The sequence below is a fragment of the Clostridium sulfidigenes genome (assembly GCF_052067195.1).
GTDB classification, from domain to species: Bacteria; Bacillota; Clostridia; order Clostridiales; family Clostridiaceae; genus Clostridium_J; species Clostridium_J sulfidigenes.
On record NZ_JBQHQR010000017.1, the window covers coordinates 56287 to 74313 of the forward strand.

Genomic DNA, 18027 nt, shown 5'->3' on the forward strand with positions numbered 1-18027 from the left:
CTATAATATCTATATTTAATTTTAAATACATTTTTATAATCAATGAAACTCATTAAAAACTAAATTTAAAATTTTATAATAATGTATATAGAGAATATTTGTAACGGATTTAAAAGTTTTGTATAATAAAGAAATAAATGGTTAAAAGATTATAGCTGAAATTTACTTGCCAAAAGGTCTAATTTTTAATGTATTAGATTATTAAGTATAAGAAGAAGTAATTAATGTGATTAATATACGGACATATGGAAGTGAACCATATAATATAGCAGTTATTCACGGAGGACCTGGTGCTCCAGGGGGAATGGCTCCAGTAGCAAAAGAATTGTCAATGAAATATGGAGTTCTTGAACCTATGCAATCAGCAAATTCTATTGATGGACAAGTTAGTGAACTTAAAGAATTGCTTGAAAATAATGGACAATTTCCAGTAACACTAATTGGTCATTCATGGGGAGCATGGTTAAGCTATATTTTTGCATGGAAATATCCCGAGTTAGTAAGTAAGGTTATACTTATAGGAAGTGGATCCTATGAAGATATTTATCTTTCATCAATGAATAGTAAAAGAGCTAACAGACTTACAGAAGAAGAAAACTTAAGAGTTGGGACATTATTTCAATTATTAAATGAACATAATAATCCAAACAAAAAAGAAGTATTGCGTGAATTTGGAGAATTAATGGCAAAGGCGGATTCCTATAGTCCAATTTCTATTAAAAATGAATCTCTAGATTTCCAACCAGAAGTTTTTCAAAGTTGTATGAAAGAAATTAATAAATTAAGAAGCAGTGGAGAGCTTTTGGGCTTTGGAAAGAATATAAAATGTCCTGTAATTGCTATACATGGTGAATATGATTCTCATTCTTTTGAAGGTGTTGAAAAGCCACTGACAAGAACCATAAAGGATTTTAAATTCATATTATTAAAGAAATGTGGACATAACCCTTGGAATGAGGTTTATGGTAAAGATAAGTTCTATGAAATAATCTTCAGAGAGTTAGAATCAAGATAGCTGGGGATAAAGTTAAGGCAAAAGCAATAGCTTAAGGGGGAGATTAAAATGATAAGGGATGTTTATGAGCAGTGCCCTATATTAAAAAATCATTTGACTACATTAAAACAGACAACAATTAAAGATGCAGAGGAATTGCTAAAGTGTTATTCAGATAAAGAGGCTGTGAAATTGATTAATTCAGATAACTGTAATGGTGATGATTTCTATTATACAACAGTTGAAAGAATGGAGCAGGCAATTAAATTTTGGACTTTTTCCTATAATAATAAATACTTTGTGAGATGGACGATAATTTTGAATGATACAAATGAAAAAATTGGAATTATTGAAATGTTTAAAAGAGAAGTAGAAGATGAGTTTAAACATTATGGATTATTGAGAATAGATTTGCAGAGTAAATATGAAAAACAAAAATATATAGATGATATTTTAGAAATTGTAAATAAGAATTTTTTTGAACTTTTTAGTGTTGAGGAAATTCTTACAAAAGCAATTCCAAATGCAACTGAGCGTATTGAGTCATTAAAGAAAAAATCTTATGTTCCGCTAAATAGAAAAATGATGATGTATGATGATTATTTTATAAGAAACAAAGAATAAATTTTAAATTAAAGAATTTTGATATGGGAGAAAAGGTATGAGTAAATTATCTGACTTACCTAATATAGGTAAGAAACTAGAAGAGCAACTTAATGAAGTTGGCATAGAAACTATTGAGCAATTAAAAGAAGTTGGGAGTAAACAAGCGTGGTTAGATATTAAAGCCATAGATGATTCTGCTTGTATTAATAGGTTATGTGCCTTAGAGGGAGCAATACAAGGAATCAGATGGCATAACCTTTCAGATGAAGTAAAGCGAGAACTAAAACAATTCTATAATACAGTCACTATTTAATTAGAAGGAGAATTAATATGATGATAAAACTCGGATGTAACTATTATCCAGAAGTTGTAGAGCTTGTTGAAGAAGGAAAAATAGATATAGACTATTTTAAATATCCTGGACTTGGATATCAAATGGATGTCTTTAAAAAAGAGGATTTGTCTGATTATAAGCAATTTGTATCACAAACAAATAGGGTTCGTCCAGTAATGATTCATGGGCTAGGATTAAAACCACATAATATTTGCTCAAAAACATTTATTCAAGATTTAGATATAGACTATGTTAAACAGATTATTAAATTGTCAGGAGTTAATGGAATTTCACTTCATTTAGCAGGTGTTGATTCTTTATTATCCAGAAAGCAAAGTAAAGAAATTATTATTAATAACATCAAGTATCTTAAGGAACAATTTCATAATTTAGATTTTATATCCTTCGAAAATGCTGATGGGAATCCCTATAGTAAGAATGGTGAACTTGGAATATGCATCGAATCTAATTTTATCTCTGAGATTATATATGAAACAGGTTCAGATTTTCTATTAGATATAAGTCATGCTTATTGCTCATCAAAAAAATTAAAGGTTGATTTCGAAACTTATTTATATGAATTACCTATAGATAAAGTTTATGAAATACATATTAATGGATGGATTGAAACGAAAAGTGATATTATGTCTCATACTAAAATAAATGAGTTAGGGTATAGAGCATTGAAAAAACTTCTAAAAGAATGTAATCCTAAAATGATTACATTAGAATATGGAAGAAATAATGATAGAATTAACACAGGCATTCCTATAATATCACCAAACAATATATGTAATGAGGCTAAAGAGGAAATTATAAGTCAAATTACTAGATTAAGAGAAATATTAAATAATTATAGATAATTTAAATTGAATAGTAATAATTTATTGGAAAGCTAACAATATATTGGGTAAGAATTATGAAAATAACTCACAAAATATTTCCCAATGAATAATCTATCAATATACTTATTTCATTGATGGAGGTAATGAGTGGGATATTATATTAAAGTTGAACCAAATGTGAAAGTTTATGTAGAGGATCTTAATCCAGAAGGAAAGAAAACAATTCTATTTTTACATGGTTGGCCTGGTAGTCATAATTTATTTGAATATCAGTTTGACCAACTTCCAAGGTATGGGTATAGATGTATTGGAATAGATACTAGAGGCTTTGGAGATTCTGATAAGCCTTATGATGGTTATGATTATGATCGTTTATCTGATGATGTTAGATGTGTAGTAGATGCACTAAGTCTTAGAGACTTCACTCTAGCAGGGCATTCAACAGGTGGAGCTATAGCTATTAGATATATGGCTCGTCATAAAGGATATGGAGTATCTAAGCTAGTTCTTATATCTGCAGCAGCACCTAGTCTTATTAAGCGTAAAAATTTTCCTTATGGATTGGATAGAGAAGAAGTTGTTAAAATTATTGATGGGACATATAATGATAGGCCTAAAATGCTGAGAGATTTCGGAGATATATTTTTCTTTAAATATATATCTGAACCATTTTCTCAGTGGTTCTTTAATCTTGGATTACAAGCAGCAGGATGGTCCACAGCGGCTATTGCAAACACGTGGCTAGGTGAGGAAAAATTATTTTCTGATTTAGAGACTATAAGAGTTCCAACATTAATTCTTCATGGTATTCATGATAAAGTTGTATTATTTGAATTAGCTAAAATACAAAATCAATACATTAGAAATTCAAAACTTATACCATTTAAATATAGTGGTCATGGAGTATTTTACGATCAGAAAGAAAAATTTAATGAAGAATTAGTGAGATTTGTTGAAGAATAGAAGCTTATAACATAGGAGTATTTAATAAAAAATTAAAATGTTTATCTATAGAATACCGTACTATTCATTAATGTATATACGGTATTTTCTATATGAAATTATTATGGAGGTATAATCATGGATACAAATACTATAAATAAGTTAAAAGAAAACTTTAGGATGAGAAATATAGAGGTTGAATGTTTTGAAGATTTAACTGAAGTTAAGAATCATATATTAAAAATTATAGATGAAGAATGTACCATTGGAATTGGTCATTCAGCTACCCTTCAGAAAATGAATATAGTAGAATCACTGATGGACAGAGGAAATGTAGTTTATGATAAAGAACTTGGAAAAACTAAGGATGAAACTAAAATGCTGAAAAAGAAAGCTCTTATAACTGATTGGTATATTACTGGTTCTAATGCTGTGACCAATGATGGGAGAATTATCAATGTGGATCATAGCGGAAATAGGGTAGCAGCAATTACTTTTGGACCAGATAAAGTAATTGTAGTTGTAGGTAAAAATAAAATTGTAGACAATGTAGAAGAGGGAATAAAAAGAGTTAGAAATATAGCATGTCCTTTAAATGCAAAAAGAGCAGGTTATAATCCACCCTGTGTAGAAATAAATAGATGTGTAGATTGTACATCAAAGGAAAGGGTTTGTAATGTGCTTTCAATAATTGAGGGACAAGCGGATGAAAATAGGATGAAGTTATTTATAGTTAATGAGGAATGTGGTTTTTAATATGTATTTAACTCAATAGTTACATGAAAGGTAGAGATAAATATGATAATTAGGACGGGCAATTTGAATGAATTAAAGGCTTTATGGAAAAATGAATCTCCAACTAAAGTATATTTCATTAATGAAATTGAAAAAAATAATATAGAGTTTTGGACAATTGAAAATGAGAAAGATAGTTCATTGATAGGTGAGCTTTATATATTTTGGAATTCGGAAGATAAGGATGAAGCTAATGGTAAAGACAGAGCTTATCTTTGTGCTTTCAGAGTAGAAAAGGACTTTAGGGGATTAGGACTCGGCAAAAAACTTATAGAAAGGGTTCTTAAAAGAATTGCAGAAAAAGGATTTAAAGAAGTAACAATTGCTGCTGATAATGATGATGTAGAAAGATTAACAGCCATATATAAATCTTGGGGATTTATTGAATTGGTAAAGTTTCAAAACTATGATTATCATTATATTGATAACAATAATAACCCGACCTACTACGAGATTCCATTTGGATTATACTTAAGAAGATTATAAAAAAAGAAAAAATGGAATAGTATAAACCTTTTTACAATATTAGAATAAGAAAGTATTTACTATATCTTTTAGAAAGGAATACAACTATGAAAATATTAATTATAGGGGCAAGTGGATATTTAGGAAATACAATATATAAGAAGCTTAAGAAATGTAGCAATGATGATATTTATGGAACTTGTTATAGCTTAGGGAATCATGAACTTTTACAAATCAATGTATTGAATAAATTAGATATAGAGAAGTTGCTTTCGCTTAAACCTGATATAATTATTTGGAGTATTATTGATGTAGAAAAAGAGATGTCCTTATCTAAAATAGGTATAAATGAGATAGTTACTAATATCTCTAAAGATGTACGCTTAATTTATATTTCTACTACAATTGGAAAAGGAAAGAATCAAACTGAAGATATAATTCCTCATAAACGTATGCCCGATGAATATTTTTCAAAGTATATTAACGGTAAAATTGAAGGGGAAAGTATAGTTGGAAGGCATTCTAATCATGTAATTGTAAGACCAGGGAGTATATATGGTTATGACTATGATGGAAGAATGGATACTAGAATGAAGTCTTTATTGGAAATTTCAAAAATGGGTAGAAGTTATTCAAGAACCGCAAATTTCTATGCAAGTTTTATTAATGTAGAAGATCTAGCAGAGGCTATAATTGAACTTATATATAGCCATTTTAAAGGAACAATAAATATAGCATGCGAAAAACCAGTAAGTCATTATGAGTTTAACATACATTTAGCAAGATTGATGAATATTGATAGCAGTTTTATAGTACCTGATTATAAGGAAGAAGATATATATCATAATATAAGTGGAGATAAAAGAAAAACTATTATTAACACTCTAGTAAGGGATATTGAAAATTGATAAAGAAATAATTCAATGATGATTTGGTTTAATAAATTATTAATATCTCTGATTTAATTCATTATAATTGTGGCAGTAAGTTTACCGATGCATGGAAATGTTGAAATTAATATGGTTTTCTATTGAGTGTTATAACTTGATTATATAGGAGGTTTTAAAGTGAATAATTATATAATTGATAGAGTAGATCAAAATCATATAAATCGAATTGTAGATATTTATAATTCAAATAAAACTTTTTTATACAGGCATATGGGGATTTCAAGTGTTTCTAAAGAATTTATACTTAATGAGATTGAACAGATGAAAAAAGTTGGTTTCAATTCAGTAATAATAAAAGATAATAAAAGGGAAATAATTGGACTGTGTGATTATAGCAGTGGTGATGAGGTATATTTATCTCTATTGATGATTGATGATAAATTTAAAGGCAAAGGAGTAGGAAAATTAATTTATAATCAGTTAGAGAAAATGTTCAAATCTGAGAATGGCAAACGTATTCGAATAGATGTTGTATATGAATATGAGGAAAATGTACTTGGCTTTTGGGAAAAGCAAGGTTTTATATCTAATGAAAAAATAGAATTAGAATGGAATGGATATAAATCTAATGCATACAAAATGTACAAAATTATAAAATAAAAACCAATGTAAGCTACTTTAAAAACATAATTCCAAGATGGTATAGAAGTTGATATATGATGAATTAAACAGGATGCTGATACAACCTATAATATAATAAAGTTATTATCATCTATAGATATTAGTAGCATGTAGGAGAAAATATACGAAAAAGATTTTAGAAACTAAAAGAATTTATTTAAGAGAAATGACTGAAGAAGATTATGAAGATATTTGTGACATTTTACAGGATACTGAAACTATGTATGCCTATGAGCATGGGTTTTCTGATGATGAGGTTGAAGAGTGGTTAAACAAGCAGTTCCATAGATATAAACAATTTGGATTTGGACTTTGGGCAGTTATAGATAAGGAAACTCAGTGCTTTGTGGGACAAGCAAGTCTTACAACTCAATGTGTAGAAGGTAAAGAAGAACTAGAAATAGGATATTTACTTAAGAAAAAGTATTGGCATAGAGGATATGCCACGGAAGCTGCAATTGCTTGCAGAGATTATGCATTTAATTATCTTGATAGAGATAGAGTTATAAGTATAATTAGAGACAACAACTATTCATCGCAACAGGTTGCTAAGAGAGTAGGTATGACCAAGGAAGGGGAATTTGTAAAGCAATATTATAATATTGAGATGCCTCACTATGTGTATGCTATAGAGAAAAATAAATAGTATAAAGTAAGATTTTTTAAAGATTAAATTTGAGAGATAAATTTTTATTCAAAGACTATGCAAAGATAAAAACTAATATATAAACTAACTAAAAAAATAAGTATTAAACATTAAAGAAAAAATATGTATAATTATGGGATGTGTAATATTAGGGATTGTATTTTCCATTGTTAGTCAATTACAGAGAGATATTGCACGCATTAATGCAAGCTTATATAGGATTGAGAAACATATAGGAGTAAAAAATCCAGAAGTAGAAAATATAGATGAAGAATTAAGAGAACTTATTTCACAAGGAAAGAAAGTTAGAGCTGTTAAAAGATACAGAATAGCTACTGGTCTTGGTTTAAAAGAAGCTAAAGAGTATATTGATAGATTAAGTGAGAGATTATAATATAAGAATTTAATTATGAATTAGTATTGACTCTACCTTAAGGGGGGAGTTTATAATAACTCCGAGGGGAGGTAATATCTTGAAAATAAGTGAGTTTGATGAAAGAACAGGAGTAACTGTAAAGACATTACTTTATTATGACAAGATAGGCCTATTGAAACCAAAACAAAAAACTGAATTTGGATATAGAATTTATTGTGAGGATGATTTTTTAAAACTTCAACAAATTACTACTTTGAAATTTATTGGCCTGTCATTGAAAGAAATAAATCAGGTTTTATATAATAATGGAGAAAACCTAGAAGATATGATTGAAATTCAAAAAAAGTCATTGGAGGAAAAGAAAAAGCATATTGAATCAGTTATAACTGTCTTTAATAAGGCTGAAAGTCAAATAAATAAAGAAGGATTTTTAGATATTTATAAACTCATTGATATTATCAAGATAACTAATATGGAAAATAGGGTAAAGGATCAATATAAAACAGATGAAATGTTGAATTTGAGAGGAAAGCTACATAGTTATAATATCAATAAAACTGATTGGACCAATTGGTGTTTTAATCAAATGAAGTTTCCTAAAAATGCAAGAATATTGGAATTAGGCTGTGGAACAGGTGACTTATGGTATAAGAATAATAGCAATATAAGTGACAATTGGAAAATTACTTTATCAGATTTCTCAAAGGGAATGCTACTTAGTACTAAAAATAGATTAAATGATATAGAGCATAATTTTTTATATGAAGAGATTGATGCACAAAACATTCCATATAAAGACGAAAGCTTCGATGTAGTTATTGCAAGACATATGCTATATCTTGTACCAGATATGGAAAAGGCTATAGCAGAAATAAAAAGAGTACTTGTTAAAGGTGGAATATTTTATGTAATAACTAACTCCTGTGAAGCTATGACTGAGTTAAATGTGCTTATGAAAAATTTTGATTCTAAACTTGAACTACATGATAATGGTATGTGTGAAAGATTTGATTTAGAAAAAGGACAAACTTTGCTTAAAAAGTATTTTAGTAATGTTAATGTTAAGATTTTAGAAGGTAAGATCATAGTAGATACTGCTGAACCAGTGGTTTCATATAAGGCATCTACAATAAAAGGGAGCTCTATTCTTGTAGGAGATAAGAGAAGTAAATTGGAAAAGCATATAGAGAGCTATATTGAGAAAAATGGTAATATTTCAATAACTACAAAGGCTGGTATTTTAGAAGCAATAAAATAAAAATAGATTGGGGAGGTTATTACGAAAGATAAATTTCTATGTGTTATGGCACAATATGTAGATAAGGCGAACTAATTGAGACATATCGATCTTTGAAAATTGAATAATACGGTATTTATAAAATAAATTAAGGTATAAGTACATGTGTGATTATGATAAGATTATATGTAATACGTGCTATAATTATCCTTAAGTTATATGGAAATTGTAAAACAATTCAAATTGAAGATTATTTATATAATCGAAGGGGGAAATAAAGTGGCAAGAGTTTATGGAATTAAAAAGCGATTAGAACAAAATAATATTGACAAAAAACTTATAAGGGAAGTCATTGGAAACGAAGATTTAGTAGAAGTCATTACACGGATGGAAACTTTACTTGATTCTGATATTATGTATGAAATTCTAGATTCTTGTGCCTGCTTGGGCGGCAAAGAATATATAAAAAAATGTGAAAAAATTGGTAAAAAATTGACTGGCAGATCTTTAGACGAAAAAATACTCCATCTCAATAGTAAGATCTTTGCTTCAGAAAGTATAGCCTTAAATAATGACGGTACTTTGAATGCGGTAATGGTTTATAAAAACAATGATAAGTATTCATGCGTTTGTTCAGCCACTATTTGTAAGGATGTGAAAGTTTCAGACCTTGCTCTATCAAAAAGCAATTCTGATGATCGTGACATGCCTTTATCATACTGTTTATGTTGTGCTGGGTCATTTCGCCGCCATTTACAATTAATGTTGGATGTTAAACTTAAAACAAAGAAAATTATTTCGTCTCCGATTAACAGTGGAGGTGAAAAACCATGTGAATTTGTTTTTGAGTTTAATTGATACAGTTTCCTTAAGTACCTAATCATTCATGAAATGAATTTTGGGGTGTTTTTATGTAGCAATTCAACCAGAATGTGTTAGTAAGCTATAAAGAGGACCAATTCTAAAATTGTTATTAGATATTAAAAACTAAATACTCTGTAGTATAATAAATAGGTAAAAGAATGAAATTAAGCCAATGATATTATACTTATCATTGGCTCTTGAAACTCCTTCAAGGTTCCCTCAAAAGTATCATCATACAATATTCTGTAATTCCTCTGACTATCTTTATCATTCTTCCAGTACCCCAAAAGATTAGATTTGTAAATCTGATTTTCTCCTAAATGAAATATATCCTATTGCATTGAATCTTCCATTGTTTTAACCAATTAAGCTGTTTATCAAAAAAAGCATTATCTACACAATCAAGACCGTATATTTCAATAATTGTTGCTTGTAGTGCAAAATGATACAAAGCTATCATATCATAAAGCGAATCCTTTTCCAGCTCACTCAATGAATGATATTTTAAATACTCTGGAAGTATGCGTTTAAATATAGCAGTTGTTTTTGGTAAGCCTTCTTCTTCATAATCAAAATAATTAGTTTGGTTAGAAATTAAAGCAAGATCATATATTGGGAATCCAATGCATGATGTGTCAAAATCAAGGATATACAGTTTGCCATCAATTCCTCTTTGAATGTTACCGCTATACATATCACCATGGGAATAGCTTACTGGAATCATTTTGATTCTGTTCCATAGTCTTTCGCTGTATACTGCAAATTCTTCCTGCTTTGGATATTGTTTTTTTCTCAAAATATTGATGTATCTATCAAGATAAAATGACTTGTCATGCCTAACCAGTTCACAAGGGTAATTACTCATCAAGTGATGCAGCTTTCCAATTAATGAACCAACTTCTTCAGCATCTTTTTCCATGTCTATTTCCGAGGTTTCAAGAAATCTATATAGGATAAAATAATTTGTTTCCACTTGAATATAAGGTTCATTGCCGGACGCCATATGAATATGAGGCACTGGAAATCCGTTCTGTTGTAAGAATAGATTTATATCAACGGACTGTTGAAAAGTGTCAGAGAAAGCTTTTCCGATAATCTTAAGAAAATATTTATCATGGTCGGTATATATTGCATAAGTGCTGTTTCCACCTTTGCGTAACAGTTCAGTTTTCACAAAGCTCATCGGATAATGAAGATTCATTATCTCCAATATTTGATTATTTTCCATGATTTGTTCCTCCATAATGATTGAAATACCACACAGGTATGATGATTTTCATAATCTGTATTATAGTAATTTTATACCATATCATTATAGTTTTCAATTTTTTTACAAATAAATTTAAAAAAATTTTTATAACTTCGTATGGTAATAGTATATAGCGCTGTATGCATTTACAGCAATGCCTATAAGCTGATTAGTTCATTCAGCTTTTTCAAAAAGAACCTTATGGTTCCATTTTAGTATCTCTCCTTAACAAGGAGGGAACAGGGTCGCTTCCAACCACTCTTAGGAAAAGCCGTGCATAAGCTATTAATTTACTTTTTAGCATAACTTGTATATTATATCACTCTATTTTACTATAGAGCCTAGTATAAACAGTACAACAATTTAAAAAAAGCTCTATTCCTGTAATTTATGATTTCAATATTGTTGAAAAAGTCGCCAAAAGGCGTAGGCACAGCTATAATGGATTATATTTAGAATTCTGTAAAATAATATTCACCAATAATAGACTGGGATGACGAACTTCACTAGGATATGGTTTTTACAAAATATGTTATAATATATTAATGAAAGGTTATGTTATCACTAAAATTGTGACTTAGTGTACTAATTACTAAATAGGAATTTTATCGGGAGGTTTAGAATTTAATGAAAGTTTTGAAGAGTGTTGTGTTCGTGAGTTAGCAGAAGAAACTGTAGATATTGAGAAGTAAAGGGGAAAGAAATGAGTACACATTATGAATATAGAAATAAAAAAACTGGCGAAGTTTTGAGATTGGAAGATTTACAAGAAAAATATAATTTAGGTTTTGCACAAAAGGAATTATGGGACATTGTTGAAGCTAACTACACAACAAAAGAAGTTCATACTACTTGTGTAGAAGAAGGTATTTTGTTTGAAGATTAATTTCACAATTCAAGGAGATTGCTACTTAAATATATAATTTTTCTTATTAAAAAGGTCATAATTTAAAAATGCCAGATATGACGATAGTATTCTTAGGATGTGTAAGTTATAACCCGATATCAGATGTAGCAAGGGTAAGGTATTAGGCTAATATAAGAAGAGTCAATTTGATAAAATGCAAAGCAATGTAAAAAACTTCTACACTGTATATAGCTATATTATTATCCTTTAAGCTAACAGAGCTTTCAACAACCCCTGTTGTATCTGCATTAACTAATCCAATAAATCTTTGTCTTATAAACAAGAAATAATAGAATCAACTTGATTATATGTAAAATATATACAGAGAATTCGAATATATGATATAATTTGAATATGTTCGAAAAGAATATGTAGATAAATAATGAAAAGTATTTATCATTTATTTTAAGAATAAATATAATTATGACACTATTGATTATAGAGTCAAGAAAATGTTAGTAAATGGATTAACGAGGGGGCATAGTATGGAGTACATGGGAAATAAGGAATATTGGGATGATAAATTTGAAAATAGAAGTGACAAGCCTTTAAGTGCTGAAAAATCAATAATTGAAAATATAGGATGCTTTAAAAAAGGATCTGTTCTTGATATAGCATGTGGAGATGGTAGAAATACTTTATTTTTTCTTGGAGAAGGATTTCAAGTAACAGGAATTGATTTTAGCAATAAAGCACTTGAAAGGTTGAATAGATTTGCAAAAAGAAATAATTATTTGGTTCATACAAAGCAAATTGATTTAAGTGTAATAAATTCTTTAAAAAATATTGGAACATTTGATAATGTTCTAGTTAACCATTATAGATTAAGCAAGAACCAGCTTGAATATGTCGGAGAATGTATAGCTGATGATGGCATTTTATTTGTATGTGGTTTTGGATGGAAGCATAAAGTAGATACTAAAATTAGAAAAGATGACTTGATTCAGCAAACTGATTTTGAAGATTTAAATAAGTCATTTAAGTTAATTAAATATAGTGAAAGTCAAGATAATAGGGGCTTTATTGTTACGTATATTTTTAAAAAGATAAAATCTTAATATATAATGGATGAATAGAAAGAACATATTAGAGAGGTTAGGCGTAATAAAATGAAGAATAAATGGTTTTGTTATATAAAAATTGATGAAGAAAGTAATTCTGTGTTTACATCAGGAATGACCTTTAAGGACTTTATGAGTGGAATTAAAGAAACACCTAATAACATTCTAGTTTTAAAGGGATTTCCAGATGAGGGCAATTGGAATCATAAGTTAGGTTTTGAATATATTTTGCAGAATAACATGGAAAGTTTTATAGAAGAAGATGTATATAGTTATGGAGATTTTTGTTGGGTAGATTTTCAATGTGAAGATGACCTTGAGAAAGTTAGTAATGAGGAACTGGCAGAGTTATTGTATTTAGCACATCGAGTTGAACCTTTAAGGAAGTTTACTTTCCATAGTTTACAAAATAGATATGCTTATCTTTGTCATGATGATGATTATATAGTAAAGGTTTATATGAATGATATAAAAGTTTATAAAGAGGTTATTCATCACAAAATTCTTAGTGAGTTAAAGGGCAGAAAAAGAAGTATTGAGCCAGTACCATCAGAGATATTAGATAAACTTTATGATATGTTTAAGGGTGGGGCAGCATTTGATTTTGAGAATGCTTACAGTAACGGTGTCAACATATACCCCATTAAAAAAGATGGTTATATTGATGATATACACAAAAGTCTTGATAGAAAGAGAAATATACCTGGATGTGGAATATGCCTTGATTATAATCCTAGAACTAAAAAGTGGATGATATACTAGAAGATTCAGATGGAAACACTATTGAAATAACAGAAAGATATTTTAAAGAGGTGAAATAAATGTATCTAGAAATGAGGGATAAGGTTAACTTGTATGTAAAGCAATCAGGACAAGGTATTCCATGTATATTTGTCCATGGTGGACCAGGGGAAGGAAGTCTTGATTTTGAAGTATTAGGTGGAAATGCATTAGAAGGTTTTATGAATATGATATATTTTGACCAAAGAGGAAGTGCAAGATCAGAAGGAGACGAGGAAACTGATTACTCTATTGATAGATTTGTAGAGGATATGGAGGAAATTAGAAAAAAACTAGGCATATCAAAGTGGATAGTTATGGCTCATTCCTTTGGAGGAATTATTGCAACAAACTATGCTCATAAGTATGGAGAGGCTATAGACAAGCTTATTTTATTAAATGTTACCCTTAGCATGGAAGACTCATTTAAGAGTCAAATATATCATGGATCAAAATTATTATCTGAAAATGAATTAAAGTCCATAGAGGCTAAATCATATATGGAAAAATGGCAACAGATAGTTACTAGACTTATTGAAAAAGATATCTTTTATAAACTGCAATATAAGGAATATAATAATTTTTTAAAATTAAGGGAAGTAAGTAATACAATAGATAGTTTTAATCCATCTATGGCAAATCAAGGACTTAGCAATAAAGAGTATTTAAAAAATTATTTTGATATTACTAAAAAAATAAACATTCCAGTCCTTGTAGTAGCTGGCAATGAAGATTATGCTGTAGGACCAGATCATCATAAAAATTTTATATTTCCTAACATGAAGGTTAAAATTATTTCAGGAAAGCACATGTTATATATGGAAAATAAAGAGGAAGTTAAGTCAGTAATTGAAGCATTTATAAGGAGCTAATTTAAGTAGCAAAGATGCTGAAACCCGCATGAACAGAACAACTATTTAAATAGTTATATAGTTATATAGTTTTATATATGACTATATAACTAGGTTCATATGTTAATATTTATATAGTTTCATATCTATGAGAGGATATGGACAACTTAGTAAAGTTATAAGTTTTAGAAAGGGGATTAATTCCTTGGAGTATTTTGGGTTAATTGCATTTGTACTAGTCCTATCTCAGATGGGATATTCATCAAAAATAAAAAAATTAGAAGGTGAATTAAAGAATTTAAAAAGAAAGATTAAGGGGGAAGAGGCCTTGTCAAAGTTGTTAAAGGATCTAATTGGTGTGAAATGTATTATTGATTGTGATGGAGCTGTAGTATTTACAGGCAAAAGCGAAATGGAATGTGAGGTTCTTGACGTAGATGATGAGTGGGTTAAGATAACCTATAAAGATAAAAAGGATGTTACTAAAACTAATATTATTCGTATTGAAAGTATAGATAATATAGAGATAATAAATTAGATAAACAAGTAAAGGGTAATAATTAAGCACCTTCTTAATAATCTTTAGGAAGGTGCTTTTAAAATTTAATAATATTAGATATTTATTCTTTCTTCTGTATCTTTATCAAAAAAATGAAGTTTGCTAGTATCAATTGCTATATTTATTTGCTCTGATTTTATATCTGTAGAAGATGGAACTTTTGCTATTAACTTGTTACCGTTACAATCTAGATATAAGTATGATTCTGATCCCATTAGTTCAGTAATATCAACTTTAGTTGAAATAATATTGATTAGACTATCTTTAATGGTGTTATTCTCAACATATATATCTTCAGGTCTAAAGCCTAAGATAATAGATTTATTTGCGTACTTGTTAAATAAAGACTTAATTTTATCTGTATTAGGTAATTTAATTGTAATGCAATTAAGTTTAGCATAAAAATTGTTGGAGTTGTTTATAAGAGTAACTTCTAGGGTATTCATTTTAGGAGATCCCATGAATTCTGCTACAAATAAGTTACAAGGATTATTATATAGATTCATAGGGGTATCTACCTGTTGGATAAGTCCATCTTTCATTAGTACAATCCTATCTGCCATGGTCATTGCTTCTGTCTGATCATGGGTTACATATAGAAAGGTTGTACCTAAAGTTTTATGTAGCTTGATTATCTCAGTTCTCATCTGAGTTCTAAGCTTTGCATCTAGATTTGATAGAGGTTCATCAAGTAGAAACACCGATGGATTACGAACAATAGCACGTCCTAGTGCAACACGTTGACATTGCCCACCTGATAGCTGCTTAGGTTTACGATATAATAGTTCTTCAATGTCTAGAGTTTTAGCAACTTCAGTGATCTTTTTATGAATTTCATCCTTTGGTACCTTTTTCATTTCAAGTCCAAAAGCCATATTTTTATATACAGTCATATGTGGATATAGAGCGTAACCTTGAAATACCATGGCAATATCTCTATCCCTAGGAGCTACATTGTTTACTAATTTATCACCAATGAATATTTCACCCTCTGTAATACTTTCAAGACCTGCAATCATTCTTAAAGTTGTAGATTTTCCACATCCTGATGGTCCTACTAAAACAATAAATTCCTTATCTCTTATTTCTAAGTTAAAGTTTTCAACAGCAATATTGGTTTCATCATACTTTTTAACAATATTATCAAAGGTTATATTTGCCATTTTATTACTCCTTTTCATAAGATTTAAATAGGATAACATAGATTATAGCATACTTATTTGAAAGTTTTCATCATATTTTCTTTTAACTATAAAGATTTATATATATTGGTAGAATATTATAATATATAGTATATTAATTATGAATGTATATATTATTTGTTTTAGGGGTGTTTACAGTAAATTTAAATGCAAATAGGATTGTGGGGGAAAAATGATGTTTAAAAGTTTAGGAGAAAGCACAATAACTTTAGTAATTACTATTTTACTAGTAATAGCTTTAGCTACATTATGTGTATTTCTATTTTCAAAGTTACTTGAGGGGTATAATTTAAAGAAAAAAAAGAAGAGTCATGAAGAACAAGTAGAAGCAGTGGTTACAGTTGATGAAAAAACTTTTGACATTAAAGATGATATAAGGGAAAAAGTTAATAATCAGATAAGTAAAGTAAAAAGAGATGTTATAGAATATGCAAATGATAGAGTTAATAATAGTATGTCTGATGTTTTAGCAACCACTATGAAAGGGAAAAAAAGATTTGTGGAGAAACAGATAGTCAATGAAATAGGAGAAACTGTTAATAATACTTATGAAGATGTAATAAAAGAGGCAAGAAACAAATTTTCACAGAATAATGAGGAGCTCATAGAAATTATAGAAACTAAAATAAAAAATTATGTTAGTGATAATAGTGAAAAAGATTACAGGGGAATTAATAAAGAAATAAATGAGCTTTTAAATGAAAGTATGAATATTTATACTAAAGAAGTAGAACAAATTTTAACAAGACAGAGCACTTCATTAAAGATGCAAATAGGAATGAATATAGACAAGCAGTTCAAGTCTATGAAGGGAGAAATTAAAAATAGCAGTAACATAAATTTAGATGGATTTGAAAAAAGCTTAAAGAGTCATACTAATAATGTTATGGATGTTTGTATAAGACAAAGTGAGAGACAAATTAATCAAATGGTGGATAACATTACTGATGAATTTGAAGAACTAAAGAAAAAAGGAAATTATGAAAAAATAAGTGAAAATATTAAAAAGAATATAGAAGAATTAGAAGAGAGTTATATGACTTCAGTTCAGAAAAATGTAGATTGTACTATAGAAATAGTGAATAGTTTATCTCGACTAGGGGTAGCTGATTATAAAACTATAAAGGATGAAGAAATCATTGATATTTTCAAAGAAGCTTTAATTGCAGCTAAAAGCGAAATAGACATAGTTACTCCTTGGATAAATAATCATGTAATGTATAAGGAAAAAGTATATAGTCTTTTGAAAGAGGCATTGAACAGAGAGGTTAAGGTTAGAATAGTTTATGGCTTAGGTTCCAATAAGGATTTGAATATGGAAGAAATGGAAAGAGGATCAGAAAGAATAGCAGATATCATTAAAGATGATTTTAATAACTATGGTAAACTTTTTGAAATAAAGAAGGGTGATACCTGTGAAAGGGTGTTGATTTGTGATGAGAATCTTGCTCTTATTGGAAATTTCAATTTCTTATCCTTCCATGGAAAATACTCAGAAAATAAGAATTTAAAAAGTCAAGTTGTAGCAGTAATTACAGAAAAAAGAGCCATACAAAGACTTAGAAAAGAAAAAATCAGATTTTAGTTTTGCACAAAGACTGTCTCAAAATTATTTTGGGGCAGTCTTTTATTTAGTGCGCCCAGCATGGGCGTAATCTTAAGGGTGAAAGTCCCTAACACGACCTAGTAGTGGTAAGTGTATAGCTTAAGACAAGGGTGTCCACCGTGAGATGGAATCTGAAG

Annotated in this window: 21 protein-coding genes; 19 read left to right on the forward strand and 2 right to left on the reverse strand. The window is 28.9% G+C overall.

Features of this window, described 5'->3' with window-relative positions:
* Positions 1 to 226: 226 nt before the first annotated feature.
* From ACTNBA_RS16695 to ACTNBA_RS16755, 13 genes are all read left to right on the forward strand, one after another.
* Positions 227 to 1015: an alpha/beta fold hydrolase gene (locus ACTNBA_RS16695; protein WP_441075434.1), complete on the forward strand. Its 789-nt coding sequence runs from the start codon at positions 227 to 229 to the stop codon at positions 1013 to 1015.
* Positions 1016 to 1063: 48 nt separating this feature from the next.
* Positions 1064 to 1618 carry a GNAT family N-acetyltransferase gene (locus ACTNBA_RS16700; protein WP_441075435.1) on the forward strand — a complete coding sequence of 185 codons (555 nt, stop codon included), beginning with the start codon at positions 1064 to 1066 and terminating at the stop codon, positions 1616 to 1618.
* A gap of 37 nt (positions 1619 to 1655) precedes the next feature.
* The gene (locus ACTNBA_RS16705) at positions 1656 to 1913 is read left to right on the forward strand and encodes a TfoX/Sxy family protein (protein WP_441075436.1); all 258 of its coding nucleotides are present in this window, start codon (positions 1656 to 1658) and stop codon (positions 1911 to 1913) included.
* A 17-nt stretch (positions 1914 to 1930) separates the two neighbouring features.
* Positions 1931 to 2797, forward strand: a complete 867-nt coding sequence (locus ACTNBA_RS16710; protein ID WP_441075437.1) for a multinuclear nonheme iron-dependent oxidase — start codon at positions 1931 to 1933, stop codon at positions 2795 to 2797.
* Positions 2798 to 2926: 129 nt separating this feature from the next.
* Positions 2927 to 3742, forward strand: coding sequence for an alpha/beta fold hydrolase (locus ACTNBA_RS16715; protein WP_441075438.1), 816 nt, complete (start codon positions 2927 to 2929; stop codon positions 3740 to 3742).
* A gap of 117 nt (positions 3743 to 3859) precedes the next feature.
* Positions 3860 to 4477 carry a lactate utilization protein gene (locus ACTNBA_RS16720; protein ID WP_441075439.1) on the forward strand — a complete coding sequence of 206 codons (618 nt, stop codon included), beginning with the start codon at positions 3860 to 3862 and terminating at the stop codon, positions 4475 to 4477.
* 63 nt (positions 4478 to 4540) lie between these two features.
* Positions 4541 to 5002 (forward strand): GNAT family N-acetyltransferase, encoded by a 462-nt coding sequence (locus ACTNBA_RS16725; protein WP_441075440.1) that lies wholly within the window; start codon positions 4541 to 4543, stop codon positions 5000 to 5002.
* An 86-nt stretch (positions 5003 to 5088) separates the two neighbouring features.
* Complete coding sequence (locus ACTNBA_RS16730; RefSeq protein ID WP_441075441.1) at positions 5089 to 5889, forward strand: sugar nucleotide-binding protein; 801 nt, start codon at positions 5089 to 5091, stop codon at positions 5887 to 5889.
* A 159-nt stretch (positions 5890 to 6048) separates the two neighbouring features.
* On the forward strand, positions 6049 to 6531 hold the full coding sequence (locus ACTNBA_RS16735) for a GNAT family N-acetyltransferase (protein WP_441075442.1): 483 nt from the start codon (positions 6049 to 6051) through the stop codon (positions 6529 to 6531).
* 172 nt (positions 6532 to 6703) lie between these two features.
* Positions 6704 to 7198: a GNAT family N-acetyltransferase gene (locus ACTNBA_RS16740; RefSeq protein ID WP_441075456.1), complete on the forward strand. Its 495-nt coding sequence runs from the start codon at positions 6704 to 6706 to the stop codon at positions 7196 to 7198.
* Positions 7199 to 7331: 133 nt separating this feature from the next.
* Complete coding sequence (locus tag ACTNBA_RS16745; RefSeq protein ID WP_441075443.1) at positions 7332 to 7592, forward strand: ribosomal protein L7/L12; 261 nt, start codon at positions 7332 to 7334, stop codon at positions 7590 to 7592.
* A 79-nt stretch (positions 7593 to 7671) separates the two neighbouring features.
* Positions 7672 to 8832 carry a MerR family transcriptional regulator gene (locus tag ACTNBA_RS16750; RefSeq protein WP_441075444.1) on the forward strand — a complete coding sequence of 387 codons (1161 nt, stop codon included), beginning with the start codon at positions 7672 to 7674 and terminating at the stop codon, positions 8830 to 8832.
* Positions 8833 to 9090: 258 nt separating this feature from the next.
* Complete coding sequence (locus ACTNBA_RS16755; protein ID WP_441075445.1) at positions 9091 to 9669, forward strand: hypothetical protein; 579 nt, start codon at positions 9091 to 9093, stop codon at positions 9667 to 9669.
* Positions 9670 to 9991: 322 nt separating this feature from the next.
* Here ACTNBA_RS16755 and ACTNBA_RS16760 read toward each other — a convergent pair whose 3' ends face one another.
* A complete protein-coding gene (locus tag ACTNBA_RS16760) occupies positions 9992 to 10918 on the reverse strand; it encodes a phosphotransferase (protein WP_441075446.1) in 927 nt (308 codons plus the stop codon).
* Between the two features lie 709 nt (positions 10919 to 11627).
* Here ACTNBA_RS16760 and ACTNBA_RS16770 point away from each other — a divergent pair.
* The 5 genes from ACTNBA_RS16770 (at position 11628) to ACTNBA_RS16790 (ending at position 15061) form a co-directional block, all read left to right on the forward strand.
* Complete coding sequence (locus tag ACTNBA_RS16770; protein ID WP_441075447.1) at positions 11628 to 11810, forward strand: hypothetical protein; 183 nt, start codon at positions 11628 to 11630, stop codon at positions 11808 to 11810.
* Positions 11811 to 12316: 506 nt separating this feature from the next.
* A complete protein-coding gene (locus ACTNBA_RS16775; RefSeq protein ID WP_441075448.1) occupies positions 12317 to 12889 on the forward strand; it encodes a class I SAM-dependent methyltransferase in 573 nt (190 codons plus the stop codon).
* A 51-nt stretch (positions 12890 to 12940) separates the two neighbouring features.
* A complete protein-coding gene (locus ACTNBA_RS16780) occupies positions 12941 to 13654 on the forward strand; it encodes a hypothetical protein (protein ID WP_441075449.1) in 714 nt (237 codons plus the stop codon).
* A gap of 59 nt (positions 13655 to 13713) precedes the next feature.
* The gene (locus ACTNBA_RS16785; protein ID WP_441075450.1) at positions 13714 to 14544 is read left to right on the forward strand and encodes an alpha/beta fold hydrolase; all 831 of its coding nucleotides are present in this window, start codon (positions 13714 to 13716) and stop codon (positions 14542 to 14544) included.
* Positions 14545 to 14728: 184 nt separating this feature from the next.
* Positions 14729 to 15061 (forward strand): hypothetical protein, encoded by a 333-nt coding sequence (locus ACTNBA_RS16790; RefSeq protein ID WP_346867761.1) that lies wholly within the window; start codon positions 14729 to 14731, stop codon positions 15059 to 15061.
* Between the two features lie 74 nt (positions 15062 to 15135).
* Here ACTNBA_RS16790 and ACTNBA_RS16795 read toward each other — a convergent pair whose 3' ends face one another.
* On the reverse strand, positions 15136 to 16245 hold the full coding sequence (locus ACTNBA_RS16795) for an ABC transporter ATP-binding protein (protein ID WP_441075451.1): 1110 nt from the start codon (positions 16243 to 16245) through the stop codon (positions 15136 to 15138).
* Between the two features lie 214 nt (positions 16246 to 16459).
* Here ACTNBA_RS16795 and ACTNBA_RS16800 point away from each other — a divergent pair, with 214 nt between their 5' ends.
* Positions 16460 to 17869 carry a hypothetical protein gene (locus tag ACTNBA_RS16800; RefSeq protein ID WP_441075452.1) on the forward strand — a complete coding sequence of 470 codons (1410 nt, stop codon included), beginning with the start codon at positions 16460 to 16462 and terminating at the stop codon, positions 17867 to 17869.
* Positions 17870 to 18027 lie beyond the last annotated feature (158 nt).